Source organism: Corallococcus sp. AB032C (genome assembly GCF_003668935.1).
Lineage (GTDB): Bacteria > Myxococcota > Myxococcia > Myxococcales > Myxococcaceae > Corallococcus > Corallococcus exiguus.
In genome coordinates this window covers 1-15,704 of record NZ_RAWP01000035.1, presented here as the reverse complement: position 1 = coordinate 15,704, position 15,704 = coordinate 1, and the positions used below count along the sequence as shown (strand labels likewise).

Annotated in this window: 29 protein-coding genes; all 29 read right to left on the bottom strand. The window is 65.3% G+C overall.

Annotated elements, in window-relative coordinates:
• Positions 1–198: 198 nt before the first annotated feature.
• Complete coding sequence (gene rpsD, locus D7X99_RS17540) at positions 199–825, bottom strand: 30S ribosomal protein S4 (protein WP_120574782.1); 627 nt, start codon at positions 823–825, stop codon at positions 199–201.
• Between the two features lie 69 nt (positions 826–894).
• Complete coding sequence (rpsK, locus tag D7X99_RS17535) at positions 895–1,335, bottom strand: 30S ribosomal protein S11 (RefSeq protein WP_014395884.1); 441 nt, start codon at positions 1,333–1,335, stop codon at positions 895–897.
• 75 nt (positions 1,336–1,410) lie between these two features.
• Positions 1,411–1,794, bottom strand: a complete 384-nt coding sequence (gene rpsM, locus D7X99_RS17530; protein WP_120621643.1) for a 30S ribosomal protein S13 — start codon at positions 1,792–1,794, stop codon at positions 1,411–1,413.
• Positions 1,795–1,849: 55 nt separating this feature from the next.
• Entirely contained in the window at positions 1,850–1,966 is a 117-nt protein-coding gene (gene rpmJ, locus D7X99_RS17525) for a 50S ribosomal protein L36 (RefSeq protein ID WP_002633586.1), read from the bottom strand.
• 67 nt (positions 1,967–2,033) lie between these two features.
• Positions 2,034–2,252: a translation initiation factor IF-1 gene (gene infA / locus D7X99_RS17520; RefSeq protein ID WP_002614803.1), complete on the bottom strand. Its 219-nt coding sequence runs from the start codon at positions 2,250–2,252 to the stop codon at positions 2,034–2,036.
• Between the two features lie 150 nt (positions 2,253–2,402).
• The gene (gene map, locus D7X99_RS17515) at positions 2,403–3,161 is read right to left on the bottom strand and encodes a type I methionyl aminopeptidase (protein ID WP_121778772.1); all 759 of its coding nucleotides are present in this window, start codon (positions 3,159–3,161) and stop codon (positions 2,403–2,405) included.
• Between the two features lie 101 nt (positions 3,162–3,262).
• Complete coding sequence (locus tag D7X99_RS17510) at positions 3,263–3,913, bottom strand: adenylate kinase (protein ID WP_121778771.1); 651 nt, start codon at positions 3,911–3,913, stop codon at positions 3,263–3,265.
• Between the two features lie 90 nt (positions 3,914–4,003).
• Entirely contained in the window at positions 4,004–5,350 is a 1,347-nt protein-coding gene (gene secY / locus D7X99_RS17505) for a preprotein translocase subunit SecY (protein ID WP_121778770.1), read from the bottom strand.
• 131 nt (positions 5,351–5,481) lie between these two features.
• Entirely contained in the window at positions 5,482–6,009 is a 528-nt protein-coding gene (gene rplO, locus D7X99_RS17500) for a 50S ribosomal protein L15 (RefSeq protein ID WP_014395879.1), read from the bottom strand.
• A gap of 16 nt (positions 6,010–6,025) precedes the next feature.
• Complete coding sequence (rpmD, locus tag D7X99_RS17495) at positions 6,026–6,295, bottom strand: 50S ribosomal protein L30 (protein ID WP_120532358.1); 270 nt, start codon at positions 6,293–6,295, stop codon at positions 6,026–6,028.
• Positions 6,296–6,297: 2 nt separating this feature from the next.
• Positions 6,298–6,819, bottom strand: coding sequence for a 30S ribosomal protein S5 (rpsE, locus tag D7X99_RS17490; protein WP_014395877.1), 522 nt, complete (start codon positions 6,817–6,819; stop codon positions 6,298–6,300).
• 22 nt (positions 6,820–6,841) lie between these two features.
• Positions 6,842–7,198, bottom strand: coding sequence for a 50S ribosomal protein L18 (rplR, locus tag D7X99_RS17485; RefSeq protein ID WP_120567151.1), 357 nt, complete (start codon positions 7,196–7,198; stop codon positions 6,842–6,844).
• A gap of 108 nt (positions 7,199–7,306) precedes the next feature.
• The gene (gene rplF / locus D7X99_RS17480) at positions 7,307–7,873 is read right to left on the bottom strand and encodes a 50S ribosomal protein L6 (protein ID WP_120574786.1); all 567 of its coding nucleotides are present in this window, start codon (positions 7,871–7,873) and stop codon (positions 7,307–7,309) included.
• A gap of 64 nt (positions 7,874–7,937) precedes the next feature.
• On the bottom strand, positions 7,938–8,336 hold the full coding sequence (rpsH, locus tag D7X99_RS17475) for a 30S ribosomal protein S8 (RefSeq protein ID WP_120552131.1): 399 nt from the start codon (positions 8,334–8,336) through the stop codon (positions 7,938–7,940).
• 168 nt (positions 8,337–8,504) lie between these two features.
• On the bottom strand, positions 8,505–8,690 hold the full coding sequence (locus tag D7X99_RS17470) for a type Z 30S ribosomal protein S14 (RefSeq protein WP_014395873.1): 186 nt from the start codon (positions 8,688–8,690) through the stop codon (positions 8,505–8,507).
• Positions 8,691–8,714: 24 nt separating this feature from the next.
• On the bottom strand, positions 8,715–9,368 hold the full coding sequence (rplE, locus tag D7X99_RS17465) for a 50S ribosomal protein L5 (RefSeq protein ID WP_014395872.1): 654 nt from the start codon (positions 9,366–9,368) through the stop codon (positions 8,715–8,717).
• Between the two features lie 176 nt (positions 9,369–9,544).
• Positions 9,545–9,874 (bottom strand): 50S ribosomal protein L24, encoded by a 330-nt coding sequence (gene rplX / locus D7X99_RS17460; RefSeq protein ID WP_120523543.1) that lies wholly within the window; start codon positions 9,872–9,874, stop codon positions 9,545–9,547.
• Positions 9,875–9,916: 42 nt separating this feature from the next.
• Positions 9,917–10,285, bottom strand: a complete 369-nt coding sequence (rplN, locus tag D7X99_RS17455) for a 50S ribosomal protein L14 (RefSeq protein WP_014395870.1) — start codon at positions 10,283–10,285, stop codon at positions 9,917–9,919.
• A 65-nt stretch (positions 10,286–10,350) separates the two neighbouring features.
• A complete protein-coding gene (rpsQ, locus tag D7X99_RS17450; protein WP_169821648.1) occupies positions 10,351–10,677 on the bottom strand; it encodes a 30S ribosomal protein S17 in 327 nt (108 codons plus the stop codon).
• An 83-nt stretch (positions 10,678–10,760) separates the two neighbouring features.
• On the bottom strand, positions 10,761–10,967 hold the full coding sequence (rpmC, locus tag D7X99_RS17445) for a 50S ribosomal protein L29 (RefSeq protein ID WP_014395868.1): 207 nt from the start codon (positions 10,965–10,967) through the stop codon (positions 10,761–10,763).
• Positions 10,968–11,040: 73 nt separating this feature from the next.
• Positions 11,041–11,460: a 50S ribosomal protein L16 gene (gene rplP / locus D7X99_RS17440; protein ID WP_014395867.1), complete on the bottom strand. Its 420-nt coding sequence runs from the start codon at positions 11,458–11,460 to the stop codon at positions 11,041–11,043.
• Positions 11,461–11,524: 64 nt separating this feature from the next.
• Entirely contained in the window at positions 11,525–12,187 is a 663-nt protein-coding gene (gene rpsC / locus D7X99_RS17435; RefSeq protein ID WP_120523546.1) for a 30S ribosomal protein S3, read from the bottom strand.
• 41 nt (positions 12,188–12,228) lie between these two features.
• A complete protein-coding gene (gene rplV, locus D7X99_RS17430) occupies positions 12,229–12,573 on the bottom strand; it encodes a 50S ribosomal protein L22 (RefSeq protein WP_014395865.1) in 345 nt (114 codons plus the stop codon).
• 35 nt (positions 12,574–12,608) lie between these two features.
• Complete coding sequence (rpsS, locus tag D7X99_RS17425; RefSeq protein WP_014395864.1) at positions 12,609–12,896, bottom strand: 30S ribosomal protein S19; 288 nt, start codon at positions 12,894–12,896, stop codon at positions 12,609–12,611.
• 13 nt (positions 12,897–12,909) lie between these two features.
• Positions 12,910–13,755 carry a 50S ribosomal protein L2 gene (gene rplB, locus D7X99_RS17420; RefSeq protein WP_120574788.1) on the bottom strand — a complete coding sequence of 282 codons (846 nt, stop codon included), beginning with the start codon at positions 13,753–13,755 and terminating at the stop codon, positions 12,910–12,912.
• 37 nt (positions 13,756–13,792) lie between these two features.
• Positions 13,793–14,086, bottom strand: a complete 294-nt coding sequence (locus D7X99_RS17415; protein ID WP_120574789.1) for a 50S ribosomal protein L23 — start codon at positions 14,084–14,086, stop codon at positions 13,793–13,795.
• Positions 14,083–14,706, bottom strand: coding sequence for a 50S ribosomal protein L4 (gene rplD / locus D7X99_RS17410; RefSeq protein ID WP_120574790.1), 624 nt, complete (start codon positions 14,704–14,706; stop codon positions 14,083–14,085). Before rplD ends, D7X99_RS17415 begins: the two co-directional genes overlap by 4 nt.
• Before the next feature lie 51 nt (positions 14,707–14,757).
• A complete protein-coding gene (rpsJ, locus tag D7X99_RS17405; RefSeq protein WP_002633608.1) occupies positions 14,758–15,066 on the bottom strand; it encodes a 30S ribosomal protein S10 in 309 nt (102 codons plus the stop codon).
• A 195-nt stretch (positions 15,067–15,261) separates the two neighbouring features.
• Positions 15,262–15,704, bottom strand: a 443-nt coding sequence (locus D7X99_RS17400; protein ID WP_249347450.1) for an EF-Tu/IF-2/RF-3 family GTPase, incomplete at its 5' end; no start/stop codon positions are given.

Sequence of the window (15,704 nt, the reverse complement as noted above, 5' to 3'; positions counted from 1 at the left end):
GTGCGCCATCACCCACTTCCCCGCCAGATTGACGGGAGGACGGGCACGCGGGGGGACTGCTAACAACCTCGCCCGGCGCGCGCAGAACGCGGCCTCCAGGCGACGAAACGACAGGCGACAAAGCGACAACGCCCCGGCCTCGTCGGCCAGGGCGTCCACCGCGGGAGGGGCCCACCGAAGCGGGCCCTGCACCCCTGCTTACTTCGAGTACAGTTCGACGATGAGCTGCTCCTGGATGGGCATGGTCAGGTCCTCGCGGTTCGGGACCGTCTTGACCGTGCCCTTGAACGACTTCTTGTCCAGGTCAATCCACTGGGGAACGCCACGGCGGTCCACCGTCTCCAGCGCCTCGGAGATGCGGAGCACCTTGCGGCTCTTCTCCACCACTTCCACGGCGCTGCCCGGCTTCACGGAGAACGACGGGATGTTCACCCGGCGGCCGTTGACCTGGAAGTGACCGTGACGCACCAGCTGGCGCGCCTCGTTGCGCGTGTCCGCGAAGCCCATGCGGAACACCACGTTGTCCAGGCGGAGTTCCAGCTGCTGCAGCAGGTTCTCACCCGTCTTGCCCTTGGCCGCGGACGCGCGGTGGTAGTACCCGCGGAACTGGTTCTCGAGCAGGCCGTACATGCGCTTGACCTTCTGCTTCTCGCGCAGCTGCACGCCGTAGCCGGAGAACTTCACGCGGCCCTGGCCGTGCTGACCGGGGGGATAGGGGCGGCGCTCAATGGCGCACTTGTCCGTGTAGCAACGGTCGCCCTTGAGGTACATCTTCAGGTTCTCGCGCCGGCAGATACGGCAGGCGCTCGCGGTATAACGAGCCACGGAAACTCTCCTTGCAGATGGTCTGGAGCCGGGCCCGCCGCGAGGCGGGTCCCCGGCCCGAAGCGGTAATTAGACGCGGCGGCGCTTGGGCTGACGGCAGCCGTTGTGCGGAATGGGCGTCACGTCGCGGATGAGGCTGATCTTCAGGCCGGCGGCGGCCAGCGCGCGCAGTGCCGACTCACGGCCCGCGCCCGGACCCTTCACGAACACCGTCACGGTCTTCAGGCCGTGCTCCATCGCCTTCGCCGCGGCGTCGCCAGCGGCCACCTGCGCCGCGAACGGCGTGGACTTGCGGCTGCCCTTGAAGCCGCGCGCCCCGGCCGACGACCAGGAGATCACGTTCCCGGACACGTCCGTGATCGTGATGATGGTGTTGTTGAACGTGGACTGGATGTGGACCACGCCGTTGAGGATGTTCTTCTTGCCCTTGCGCTTGCTCTTCTTCGCCGCAGGGGTCTCGCCACCCTCGGCACCGGCCGGCGCGGCGGCGGTATTGATCTCGTCAGCCATGTGAATCGCTGCTCCTGGGAGTAGGTGATCAACGCCCGCGCCTCACACGAAGCGAGGCAGCGGGCGCCAGAGGGTTTAGCGGGCCGGAGCGGACGGCTTCGCGCGAACGATGCCGCGCTTGGGACCCTTGCGGGTGCGCGCGTTGGTGTGGGTGCGCTGGCCGCGGACCGGAAGACCCTTGCGGTGACGCAGACCCCGGTAGCAACCTAGGTCCATCAGCCGCTTGATGTTCATGGTCACCTCGCGCCGGAGGTCACCCTCGACCTTGTAGTTGGCCTCGATGATCTCTCGGATCTTTCGAGCCTGGTCCTCGGTGAGGTCCTTGGTCCGGGTGGTGAGATCGATGCCCGCCGCCTCGATGATGTCGTGCGCGGTCTTGTTACCGATCCCGTAGATGTACTGAAGCGAGATCACCGCACGCTTGTTGGGCGGCAGATCGATGCCGGCGATACGAGCCATCTTCGGTCTTCCTTCGTTGTGGAGTTGGTCTGAGGCAAGAGTCCCTTAAGGACTCTTAGCCCTGGCGCTGCTTGTGCCGGGGGTTGGAGGCGCAAATGACGCGCACGATGCCCTTGCGGCGAACAACCTTGCACTTGTCGCAGATCTTCTTGACGGACGCCCGAACCTTCATGGAGCGAACTTCCTTCCTTCAGCGGAGAAAAGCACAACAGCCGGTCCGCACAGGCGGCCGGCGCGAATTACTTGGCCCGGTACGTGATCCGTCCACGGGTCAGGTCATACGGCGACAACTCGACCTTCACCTTGTCGCCCGGGAGAATGCGGATGAAATGCATCCGCATCTTGCCCGAGATGTGCGCGAGCACCTTGTGGCCGTTGTCCAGCACCACGCGGAACATCGCGTTCGGTAGGGGCTCCATAACGGTCCCCTCGACTTCGATGGAATCATCCTTCGGCAAGCGTCAACCTTCTTCCCGGACCACGAACCTTCTGGAAGCGCGGCGGGATAACACTTTGGTCCGTAAGTAGCAAGCGCCGCGCGATCTGAAATCTGGACCTCTATCAACACCTTCTGACATCACCCTATTTCACCCTGGGGCAGGGGGCCCTCATCGAAGCCGGGTCAGCACTTCCGGCCCCCGCTCTGAGATCAGGATGGTGTGCTCGAAGTGGGCGGACAACTTGCCGTCCACGGTGACGGCCGTCCACTCGTCCTCCAGGACCTCCACGTCGGGAGTCCCCTGGTTCACCATCGGCTCCACCGCCAGGACCATGCCTGGCCGCAGCTTCATCCCTGATCCCGCCTGCCCGTAGTTGGGCACCTGCGGCGGCTCGTGCAGCTTCCGGCCAATCCCGTGCCCCGTGAAGTCCCGGACCACGGAGAACCCCCGCGCCTCCACGTGGCTCTGCACCGCATGACCAATGTCACCAATCCGGTTGCCCGGCCGCATCACCTGGATGGCCTTCTCCAGGGACTGTCGGGTGGCGTCCACCAGGGACTGGGCCTGTGGCGTCACCTTCCCCACCGGCACCGTCCGCGCCGAGTCCCCGAAGAAGCCGCGGTAGACCACCCCGAAGTCCAACTTCATCAGGTCCCCCGCAACCAGCCGCCGCTTCCGGTTGGGGATGCCGTGGACGACCTCCTGGTTCACGGAGGCGCAGAGGACACCCGGGAAGCCATGGTAGCCCTTGAACGCCGGCCGGGCGCCCTTCTTGGCGATGAGCTGCTCCGCCAGGGCATCCAACTCCCAGGTGGAGACACCGGGAGCCACCGCCTTCTCCAATTCGTCCAGGATCTCACAGACGATCCGCCCCGCTTCCCGCATCAGGGCGATCTCATCCAGGCTTTTGATCTCCACGGGGTTCATTCGCCCCTTTCCCTACCGGCCTGCTGCTCTGTCGGGAACCCGTGACCGGAGGGGCGGCAGTCCGGACCGGCCCTGCCTATGCCTCGCTGGCTGCCCAAGGCTCAGGCAGGACGGCCAGCGGCCTTCTTGATCTCCTCGTAGATGCCCTCTGGAGACCCGACGCCGTCCACGCTCTTGAGCAGCCCCTTCTTCGCGTAGAAGTTCTTCAGAGGGGAGGTCTCCGCGTCGTACTTCTGCAGGCGCTTCTCGATGACCTCTGGAGTGTCATCCGGACGCTGCACGAGCTCCGTGCTGCACTTGTCGCACAGGCCCGCGCGCTTCGGCGGGCTCTGGGTGACGTGGAAGACGGACCCGTCATTGGGGCACACGCGCCGGCCGGAGCCACGCTCGACCAGCGTCGAGTGAGGGACCTCGAGCGACACGACCGCGTTCAGCTGCTTGCCCAACCGCTCCAGCATCCGGTCCAGCGCGTCCGCCTGTCCCGGGGTGCGGGGAAAGCCGTCGAGCACGAAGCCCTGGGCCACGTCCGACTCCTTCAGCCGCTCCTCCACGATGCCGATGACGACATCGTCCGGGACGTACTGCCCAGCGGCCATCAGCGGCCCGGCCACCTTGCCCAGCGGCGTGCCATCCTTCACGGCCTTGCGGAGGATGTCGCCGGTGGAGATCTGCGGGATCTGGAAGTCCGCGTAGAGCTTCTTCGCCTGGGTTCCCTTCCCGGCGTTCGGCGGCCCCAAGAGGATGAGGTTCATGTCGCTCCTTTGTACCTACGTCCACCCTTGAACGACGAGACGCCCCTCCCCACCATTGGGGAGAGGCGCCCGGAACACAACCGACCGCTGTCAGGCCGCCACGCGAACCCGGCCGCGGATGCGCGGACCGCGCGGACCCGCGAAGCCTTCGTAGTTGCGGCTGATGAGGTGGCCCTCGATCTGCTGCACCGTGTCCAGCGCCACGCCCACAACGATGAGGAGCGCCGTGCCGCCGAAGGTGAACCGAACCCCGAGCACGCTGCTGATGACGGACGGAATCACGCAGATGATGGCCAGGTAGATGGCGCCACCGAACGTGAGGCGGTTGAGCGTGCGCTCGATGAACTCCGCCGTCTGACGGCCCGGGCGGATGCCGGGGATGTAGCCACCCTGCTTCTTGATGTTGTCCGCCACGTCATCCGGCCGGAAGGTGAGCGCCGTGTAGAAGTAGGAGAAGAACACCACCAGCAGCACGAACAGGCCGTTGTAGACCCAGAGGTTGCCCTCGATGCTGCGCTGGAAGCCCTGCAGGAAGGGGAACCACGCACCCAGCGTCGCCGGGAAGGACAGCACCGCGCCCGCGAAGATGGGGGGAATCACGCCCGAGGCGTTCACCTTCATGGGGAAGTACGTGGCCTGGCCCGCGAACATGCGACGGCCCGCCATGCGCTTGGCGTACTGGATGGGCACCCGCCGCATGCCCCGCTCCACGTAGACCACCACGCCGATGATGAGGAGCATGAAGAAGAGCAGGCCCAGCACCGCGGCCACGTTCACCACTTCCTGCGTCGTCAGGTCCAGCAGCGTCTTCGCTCCGGGCAGCACGCGCGCCACGATGCCCGCGAAGATGATGAGCGAGATGCCGTTGCCGATGCCGCGCTCGGTGATGCGCTCGCCCAGCCACATGATGAAGGCCGTGCCCGCCGTGAGGCTCACCACCGTCATGAAGGTGAACCAGAGGTTGTCGTTGGGCACCACCACCTGGTTGAAGCCGCCCTGCCCCGCGTCGGAGCGGCCCAGCGAGGCCAGCCACCGCGAGATGCCCACGCCCTGCACGATGGACAGCGCGATGCTGCCGTAGCGCGTGTACTGGTTGATCTTCTGGCGGCCTGCCGCGCCTTCCTTCTGCAGGCGCTCAAGGCTGGGCACCACCACAGCCAGGAGCTGGATGATGATGGAGGCGCTCACGTACGGCATGATGCCCAGACCGAAGATGGACATCTGCTCCAGCGCGCCGCCGGAGAAGAGGTTGAACAGCGACACGAGGCCGCCCGATTGCTTCTGGGCGTCCATGAACGCGTTCATCGCCGAGCGGTCCACGCCCGGCGTGTTGATGAAGATGCCGATCCGGTAGACGGACAGCAGCACGAGCGTGTACGCAAGCCGGCTGCGCAGCTCCGCGATGCGGAAGACGTTGGCGAAGGCGTTCAGGGCCACGGTAATGCCATCCTCTTCAAGAGGTTCTGCCAGCAACAACAAACGCCCCTCTCCGGTTCCGGAAAGGGGCGCGGAAGCCTACACAAGGCTGGGGGCGCGCACCACAACAGCGTGATGCGCGCCGGTCACGCCTACGCCCGAGGCTGGCGAGGAGCCTTGACGCCCTTGCCGGCGTGGGCCTTGGCGGCCGACTCCGGCTTGTGCGCCACCAGGGGGAGCTCCTCGACGGAGCCGCCCGCCTTCTCGATGTTCTCGCGAGCTGCCGCGGACACCTTGTTCACCTTCACGGTGAGCTTCTTGGCGAGCTCGCCGTGAGCCAGGACCTTCACGCCATCATAACGGCCCTTGACCAGGCCCGCCTGCTTCAGCGCGGCCTCGTCCACCGTGGCGCCAGCGTCGAACGTGTGCTCCAAGTCGCCCAGGTTCACCACCGCGTAGGTGGTGCGGTTGGGCGGGTTGAAGCCGAACTTCGGCAGGCGGCGCTGCAGCGGGCTCTGGCCACCTTCGAAGCCCTCGAACCGCATGTTGCCGGAGCGGGCCTTCTGGCCCTTGCCACCGCGGCCGGCCGTCTTGCCCAGGCCGCTACCCTGGCCACGGCCCACGCGCTTCTTGCGGTGCCAGGAGCCCTCAGGGCGCTTCAGATTGGTCAGGATGCTCATGTTGGATCCTCAGTTCTCAGGCCTTGGCCTTGGCGGCCAGGCGCTCCAGGGCGCGGTCCCGGGCGACAATCTTCCGGGGCTTGCGGCGCTTGGGCGCCGGGGCCTCCTGGCTGACCGTCTCCAGGGAGACCAGGTGCTTCACCTTGAACACCATGCCGCGCACCGCCGGGGTGTCCTTCAACAGTCGCTCGTCGCCGAACTTCTTCAGACCGAGGCCCTTGATGGTGGCCAGCATGTCCTCGGAAGACCCCGAGAAGCTCTTCGTCAGCTTAACCTTGAGCGCCATGACTAGCCCCTCGCCTCGCCCGCGAGCTTCTGGGTCTCGACGTCCTTGCCACGCAGCCGCGCGACCTGCTCCGCGCTACGCAGCAGCTTCAGGCCCGCAACCGTGGCCTTCAGCACGTTGTGCGGATTCCGCGAACCCTGGCTCTTGGTCAGGATGTTGCGGATGCCCGCCGCCTCCAGCACCGCGCGCACCGCGCCACCGGCGATGACGCCCGTACCTTCGGAGGCCGGTTTCAGGAGCACCCAGCCGGCACCGAAGTGCCCCAGGATCTCGTGCGGGATGGTGTGGCCCATGCGAGGAACGCGGAACAGGTTCTTCTTCGCGTTTTCGCCGCCCTTGCGGATGGCCTCGGGGACTTCGTTGGCCTTGCCCAGGCCCACGCCCACGTGCCCGTTGCCATCGCCCACCACGACAAGCGCGGCGAACGAGAACCGGCGGCCACCCTTCACCACCTTGGCCACGCGGTTGATGTTCACCACGCGGTCGGTCAGGTCCAGATCGTTCGGATTGATCGGAGTTGCCACTTGAGGAATTCCTTTCTGGTACCTAGAACTTCAGGCCGGCCTCGCGCGCGGCGTCAGCCACGGCAGCGATGCGCCCATGGTAAGGGAAGCCGTTGCGGTCGAACACCACCGCATCGACGTTGGCGGCCTTGCACTTCTCCGCGATGAGGGAGCCCACGCGCTTCGCGTCGGCCTTCTTGTCGCCCTCGTCCTTGCCCTTCAGCTCCTTGGACAGGGACGACGCGAACGCCAGCGTGCGGCCGGTGGAGTCGTCCACCACCTGCGCGTAGATGTGCTTGAGGCTCTTGTAGACCGACAGCCGCGGACGCTCCGTGGTTCCGGAGAGCTTCTTGCGGATGCGGTTCTTCCTCTTGAGGCGCTGCTCGACAGTCTTGGACATGGCTGCTTCCTTTTCCGTCCGGCGGCGATGCGGCCTTCCGCCGCCGGATGATTCCGCCAGACCTCAAGGCCCGGCGGGGTTGAATGCTCGGCGAAGACGCGGCGACGACTAGGTCGTACCGGTCTTGCCCTCCTTGCGACGGATGCGCTCCTCGGCGTACTTGATGCCCTTGCCCTTGTAGGGCTCCGGCGGACGCAGCGAGCGGATATTCACCGCCGTGGCGCCCAGGGCTTCCTTGTCCGCCGAGCGGAGCGTCAGCCCTACCGTGGGAAGGCTGTCCTCGGTACGGGAGGTCTTGTCGACTTCCGCCGTCACGCCCTCCGGCAGGTTGAACACCACCGGGTGGGAGTAACCGAGCGAGAAGTGAATGGCCTTGCCCTTCACTTCCGCGCGGAAACCAACGCCGCGGATGTCCAGACGCCGCTCGAAGCCTGCGGACACGCCCTTCGCCGCATTGGCGAGGATGGTCCGCGTCAGGCCGTGCAGGCTGCGGGCCTCACGCGAGTCATCCTCGCGCTGCACCGTCACCTGGCCGTCCTTGACCTCCACCTTCACCTTGGCGGGGAGCTTGACGGACAGCTTGCCCTTGGGGCCTTCGAAGTTGACCTGCTGGTTGGCGACATTGACCTTCGTCTTGTCACCAAGCTTGATCGCCAGTTTTCCAATCCGACTCATGATTGCCTCGTGCTGTCGTCGCCCGGGGCGCGCTCCTCACGGGGCGCCTCACCCAGGCTCCTGGCTAGTAGACCGTGCAGAGCAGCTCGCCGCCGACCTTCTGCTTCCGGGCCTCGGTGTCCACCAGGATGCCGCGCGAGGTGGAGAGGATGGAGATGCCCATGCCGCCGAGCACCGGCTGGATGTCGCGCACCGCGACGTAGCGACGCAGGCCGGGCTTCGACACGCGGCGAATGCCGGTGATGGCCGGGCTGCGGTCCGGGCCGTACTTCAACTGGACGGTGATCTCGTTCTGGGGCGCGACCTCGTGGATGGCGAAATCCCCGATGTAGCCCTCGTCCTTGAGGACCTTGACGATCTCCACCTTGAGCTTCGAGTGGGGGATGACGACCTTGTCGTGCCGCGCACGCGAGGCGTTGCGCAGGCGGGTCAGCATGTCGCCGACGGGATCATTGACCGGCATGAAGCACCTTCAAGCAAAGCAGCGGTCCCCTTGGGACACACCGCGTTCGCGACCACCGCGCCTGCCGGGCCCATCCCGGGGGTTCGCGACGACCGCTACTTCTCTTCCACTTCAATCGGGTACCGCCCTGCCCTCTTCAGGACAGGGACGGTGCTCCGGATCCGACGCCTACCAGGACGACTTGGTGACGCCGGTAATCTCACCACGCAGGGCGCGGTGACGCAGGCAGATACGGCACATCTTGAACTTGCGCAGGAAGGCGCGAGGACGACCGCAGAGACCGCAGCGGTTGTACTGACGCACGGGGAACTTCAGCTTGCGCTTTGCCTGGGCAATCTTGGAGAGCTTGGCCATGATCGATGGGAGTCCTGGGCTCGGTTACTGACGGAACGGCATGCCGAAGTGACGCATCAGCGCGAGGCCCTGCTCGTCGTTCCGGGCGGTGGTGACGAAGCTGATGTTGAGCCCCTTCACCTTTTCGATCTGATCGTAGTTGATTTCCGGGAAGATGATCTGCTCACGCACGCCGAGCGTGTAGTTACCCTTCCCGTCAAAGGCCTTGGGGGACACGCCCTTGAAGTCACGCACGCGAGGCAGCGCAACGGTGATGAGGCGGTCCATGAACTCGAACATGCGGTCGCCGCGCAGCGTGACGGCGGCACCGATGGCCTGGCCCTGGCGCAGCTTGAAGTTCGCGATGGACTTGCGCGCACGCGTCACGACCGGCTTCTGACCGGTGATGGCAGCCAACTGGTCCACCGCCGACTCCAGGATCTTGTTGTTGGCGAGCGCCTCGCCCAGACCCATGTTGACGACGATCTTCTCCAGCCGCGGCACTTCCATGGGGTTTCCGAGCCCCAGTTCCTTCATCAGCGCAGGAACGCCTTCCGCGCGGAAGCGGTCCTTGAGTCGCGCCGAGCGGGCCTTCAGGCCCTCCTCGATGTTCGCGGCGAAGCCGACCTTCTTGGCTTCTTCTTTGCCGCGCTTCTTGCTCTTCTTTTCCTTCGAGTCGGCCTTCTTCTCGTCAGCCATCTTTCATTCCCCTGCTTCGGGGCGCCGTCATGGACCCAGCGCGTCCGATCAGTCCTGCGTCTAGAACGTGGAAACACCCGGAGAGCTCAACCATTTCAGCTCCCTGGACGTGCACGCCCGCCTGCCCCACCACTAGGTGGGGCAAGGGGCGCGCATACATGCCCGAACACCGCCCCCTAGTCAATCAGGGCGTCACACTGCTTGCAGAACCGCTTGGAGGACTCCCCCTCCTTGCGGATGCCGACGCGGGTCGGCTTGTCACACTTGGCGCAGACCACCTGGACGTTCGAGAGCGCGATGGTGCCCGGCTTCTCGATGATGCCGCCCTCGGGGCTCTGCGGCGTCTTGCGCATGTGGCGCTTGACCAGGCGCAGGCCCTCGACCGTCACGCGGCCCGCCTCCCGGTCAACCTTCAGCACCTTGCCGCGCTTCGTCGCCGGCGTCTTCTCCGAGCGCTCAGACCCGGAGATGACCTGGATGGTGTCACCGACTTTCAGCTTCTGCATGGCTTCCTCACTCTGGCTGTTCGCCGTCAGGCCTGCGTCCTCTTAGAGGACCTCGGGCGCCAGCGAGATGATCTTCATGAACTTGCGGGCACGCAGCTCACGGGCCACCGGCCCAAAGATGCGCGTCCCGATGGGCTCCAGGTCCTTGTTGATGAGGACCGCCGAGTTGCCGTCGAACTTGATGTAGCTGCCATCCGCACGACCCACCTCGCGACGGGTGCGGACGATGACGGCCTTGGCCACGTCACCCTTCTTCACCTTGGAGTTGGGCAGGGCCTCGCGGATCGACACGACGATGACGTCGCCGATGGAGGCGTACTTGCGCTTGGAGCCGCCGAGAACCTTGATGCAAAACACCTTCTTGGCGCCCGAGTTGTCGGCCACATCGAGCACACTCTGCATCTGAATCATGTGAAGTCTCCTCTTGCTCGAACCCGTCCACGCGCTTCATGGCGCACGGACGCGGTGTGACCTACCTAGACGTTCTTGCTCTTCTCCAACACCTCGACCACGCGCCAACGCTTGTCCTTCGAAGCGGGCTTGGTCTCGGCGATGCGCACCCGGTCACCCTCGTTGATGGTGACCTTCTTCGGGTAGTCGTGATCCTCGACGTGCGCCTTGTACTTCTCGCGCAGGCTCATGATCTTCCCGTACTTCGGGTGGGGAGCACGACGCTGGACGGTGACGACCACCGTCTTCTGCATCTTGTTGGAGGTGACGATGCCCACGCGGGTCTTGGGACGACCCCGGGTGGAGGTCTCGGCAGCGGGCGTTTCGGTCGCTTCAGCCATGTTGGTTCTCACTGTCTGTCATGCACCCGGGCCCTCTGCCCGGATGGCCACGGACACCCGGGTGAGCCCGGATGCCCGCGGATGCACTGCTACTACTACCCCGCCTTCGCGGCCCGGGCCTTTTCGCCCAGGACGGTGAGGATGCGGGCCAGATCACGGCGGTGCTGCACGCCCTCAGCGGGGCTGTCCAGCGAGCCGGTCCGACGCTTGAGCCGATCCTGGACCAGCGTATCGCGCAGTTCCTTCGCGCGGTTCTGCAGGTCGTCCGTCGACAGTTCCTTCAATTCCTTCGCAGTCGCCATTTGGTCTCCTCGGCGCGGGATGCGGGCGCCCTCCCCTGTCACCAGGTGGAGCGCCCGTCCCGGCGGTGCGTGACTACAGCGAGAGCTCGCTGCGGCGCACGATCTTGGTGAGCACCGGCAGCTTCGCCTGCGCCAGCTTCAGCGCACCGGTGGCGATCTCCTGCGTCATGCCCTCCATCTCGTAGAGCACGCGTCCCGGCTTGACGACCGCGACGTAGTACTCCACGCCGCCCTTACCGGTACCCATACGGGTTTCGGCGGGCTTCTTCGTGATGGGCTTGTCCGGGAAGATCCGGATCCAGATCTTGCCGCCGCGCTTCACGTGGCGGGTCATCGCGATACGGGCCGCCTCGATCTGGCGCGAGGTGATCCAGCCCGGCTGGAGGCTCACCAGGCCGAACTCACCGTAGGTGAGATCGCTGCCGCGGTGGGCCGAGCCGAACATGCGGCCCTTCTGCATCTTGCGGTATTTGGTTCGAGCAGGCTGAAGCATGGTCGATGTCCTTCGTGCCTTCCGTGCAGGGCGGGCTTCTTAGGGCCCGCCCCACAGGGGCGTCTTACCGGTTGGTGGGCATGGGGGCCTGGCCGCCCTTGCCGGGGAGGACCTCGCCCTTGCAGATCCAGACCTTGCAGCCAATCTTGCCGTAGGTCGTCTTGGCCTCGGCGAAGCCGAAGTCGATGTCCGCACGGAGGGTGTGCAGGGGCACGCGGCCCTCGCGGTACCACTCGTAGCGGGCCATCTCGGCGCCACCCAGGCGGCCAGAGCAGGCCACGCGGATGCCCTTGGCCCCGAACTTCATCGCGGTCTGCAGCGCCTTCTTCATGGCGCGGCGGAAGGCGATGCGGCGCTCGAGCTGCGTGGCGATGTTCTCCGCCACGAGCTGCGCGTCGGTCTCGGCCTTGCGGACCTCGACGATGTTCAGGAAGACCTCGTTCTTGGTGAACTGCTGGAGGTCCTTCTTGACGGTCTCGATGCCAGCACCACGCTTGCCGATGACGATGCCCGGACGCGCGGTGTGGACGTTGACCTTCACCTTGTTGGCGGCGCGCTCAATCTCCACCTTCGACACGCCCGCGTGGTTCAGCGACTTCTTGACGAACTCGCGGATGCGGATGTCTTCGTGGAGCCACTGAGCGTAGTTCTTGTGCTCAAACCACTTGGAGTCCCAGGTCTTGATGACGCCGAGCCGGAACCCAATCGGATGTACTTTCTGTCCCAAACTGAATCTCCTTGGTGCGTCCGGGCAGGGCCCGACGGGTCCTACTTCTTGGCCTCGGCCAGCACGACGTGGACGTGGGCAGACTTCTTCTGGATGGGCGTCGCGCGCCCCATGGCGCGCGGCATGAACCGACGCTGGGTCGCGGCCTGGTCCACGGAGATGGTCTTGACGTAGAGGGTATCCACGTCGACCTGGCCCTTGGACAGGTCCGTCGCGTTGGCAACGGCGCTCTTGATGAGCTTCTCCACCGGCCGCGCAGCAGCGCGCGGGGTGAACTTCAGGATGTTCAGGGCGGCCTCGACGGGCTTGCCCCGGATGAGCGCCGCGACGAGGGACAGCTTGCGCGGGCTCATGCGCAGGTGACGCAGATGTGCAGTCGACTCCATGGTCATCTCCTCAGGCTCTCAGGCGTAGGTACGGGCTACTTGCCCGGGGCCTTGGCGACCTTCTTCTCCGCCGAGTGCCCGCCGAAGGTGCGCGTAGGAGCGAACTCGCCGAGCTTGTGGCCCACCATGTTCTCCGTCACGAACACCGGAATGAACTTCTTGCCGTTGTGCACGGCGAAGGTGTGACCCACGAACTCAGGGAGAATCGTGGAGCGCCGGGACCAGGTCTTGACGACCGCCTTCTTGTTCGCCGCAATCATCCCCTCGATCTTCTTGAGGAGGTGATCGTCGACGAACGGACCCTTCTTGATCGAACGAGCCATGTTTCAAATCCTCTTACTGGCTGCGCGCGCCCTGGCGGCGGCCGCTCACGATGAACTTGTCGGTGCGCTTGTTGGTGCGCGTGGTGAGGCCCTTGGTCTTCTTGCCCCACGGAGACACCGGGTGCGGATTACCCTGGCCGGACTTACCCTCACCACCACCGTGCGGGTGGTCGACAGGGTTCATGGCCAGACCGCGGACGGTGGGACGAATGCCCAGCCAGCGGCTCTTACCCGCCTTACCGATGCGAATGATTTCGTGCTCGATGTTGCCCACCTGGCCGACGGTGGCACGGCACTCGATGAGCACCTTGCGCACAGCGCCGGAAGGCATGCGGACCTGAGCGTAACGGTCTTCCTTGGCCATCAGCTGGCCGGAGGTGCCCGCGGAGCGGATGACCTGGGCGCCACGGCCCGGCTTCAGCTCCACGTTGTGGATGACCGTACCCACCGGGATGTTCTGCAGCGGCAGGCTGTTGCCCGGCCGGATGTCGGCGGTGGAACCGGCGAACACGGTGTCGCCCACGGCCAAGCCCACGGGGGCCAGGATGTAGCGCTTGTCGCCGTCCGCGTAGTGCAGGAGGGCGATGTTGGCCGTGCGGTTCGGGTCGTACTCAACCGCGACCACCTTGGCCGGCACGCCGTCCTTGTCACGACGCTTGAAGTCGATGGTGCGGTAGCGACGCTTGTGACCGCCACCTTGGTGACGACGGGTGATGTGGCCGTGAACGTTGCGGCCACCCGAACGCTTGAGCGGCTCGGTAAGGGCCTTCTCCGGCGAGTCCTTGGTGATGTCCGCGAAGTCGGACACCGTCATCAGACGGCGGGCGGCGCTTGTCGGCTTGTACTTCTTGATGCCCATGGTGTGTTCCTCTCAGGCGGATCTGTCGCCAGTGGCGTCAGACCGCTCCCCCTTCGAAGAGTTCGATCTTGTCACCTTCCTTGAGGGTGACGACCGCCTTCTTGAAGTTGGGGCGCTGGCCGATGCTCTTGCCCACCCGCTTCGTCTTGCCACGCACGATGTTGGTGCGAACAGCCTCCACCGTGACCTTGAACAGGGACTGGACCGCGCGGGACACGTCGTGCTTCGTGGCCTTGCGGTCCACGATGAACGAGTACTGGCGGAACTTCTCACGGGCCTTGTCCAGCTTCTCCGTGATGAGCGGGCCCTTGATGACGTCGTTCAGATTCATGACAGGGACCCCTCAAGCGCCTTCGCGGCGGCGGAAGTCAGGACGACGTGCGAGTGCTTGAGCACGGACTCGAGGTTGAGACCCTCGGGCGGCAGCACGTCGAACTTCGCCAGGTTGCGCACGCTGCGGTGCAGGTTCGTGTTGCCGCGCTCGTCGATGATCAGCGCGTTCTGGAGCTTCAGGCGGCGGGTGAGCACCTCGAAGGCCTGCTTGGACTTCGGGGCGTCCAGCTTGAAGCCGTCCAGGATGATGAGCTGCTTCTCCCGGGCGCGCAGAGACAGCACGGCGCGCAGGGCACCGCGACGGACCTTGCGGGGCGGCCGGTAGAAGTAGTCACGGGCCTTGGGGGCCATCGCCTTGCCGCCGCCCACCCAGTGGGAAGCGCGGATCGAGCCCTGGCGGGCACGGCCGGTGCCCTTCTGCTTCCAGGGCTTCTTGCCGCCGCCGCTGACGAGCGAGGTGTTCTTCACCCCGACCGTGCCGCGGCGCCGGTTGATCTGCTGCATCTTCGCCACCTCGTAGAACAGGTGGGTGTTCGGCTCGGCGCCGAAGATCTCGTCGGAGAGCTCGATCTCCGACACCTTCTTCAAATCCAGGTCGACTACGTCAAACTTCGCCATGGCACTTTCCTCGGGGGTCAGAGTGAAACCACTCCGACGCCATCCCGCTTCCTAGGACTTGATCTCGACGTCAACGCCGGCAGACAGATCCAGCTTCATCAGCGCGTCCAGCGTCTGCTGGGTCGGCTCGAGGATATCGAGCAGGCGCTTGTGCGTGCGGATCTCAAACTGCTCGCGGCTCTTCTTGTCCACGTGCGGCGAACGCAACACGGTGAACTTGTTGATGCGCGTCGGCAGGGGGATCGGACCGGCCACCTTGGCGCCCGTGCGCTTGGCCGTCTCGACGATCTCCCCAGCACTCTGGTCCAGGAGCTTCGAGTCGTACGCCTTCAGCCGGATGCGGATCTTCTGTGTCGCCATTCGCAAGAACCTCTTTGAACGACCTCTGGGAACCGTGAGGCGGTACGCCCGTCAACGCCTGGATTTCAGAGAACCGTTTCTTCGGAACGAAGGGGCGCGGTGTGTACCACCACACCCCATGGGTTGCAACTGGATTTCCACCGGCTCCCCGGAAGCACCCACAAGAGGCCTTCCGGAGAGCTGGTGGGCTGAATACTACGCGATGATTTCCGCCACAACGCCCGCGCCCACCGTGCGGCCGCCTTCACGAACAGCGAACCGGAGCTCCTTCTCCATCGCGACCGGGGTGATGAGCTCCACCTCGATGGCGATGTTGTCGCCCGGCATGACCATCTCGACATTGTCCGGCAGCTTCACCGTGCCCGTCACGTCCGTGGTGCGGAAGTAGAACTGCGGACGGTACCCCTTGAAGAACGGGGTGTGACGGCCGCCCTCTTCCTTCGACAGCACGTAAATCTGCGCCTTGAACTTCGTGTGCGGCGTGATGCTGCCCGGCTTCGCCAGCACCTGACCGCGCTCCATGTCCTCGCGCTTGAGGCCACGGACCAGCGCGCCGATGTTGTCGCCCGCCCGGCCCTCGTCCAGCAGCTTGCGGAACATCTCCACGCCCGTCACCACCGTCTTCTGCGTCGCGCGCA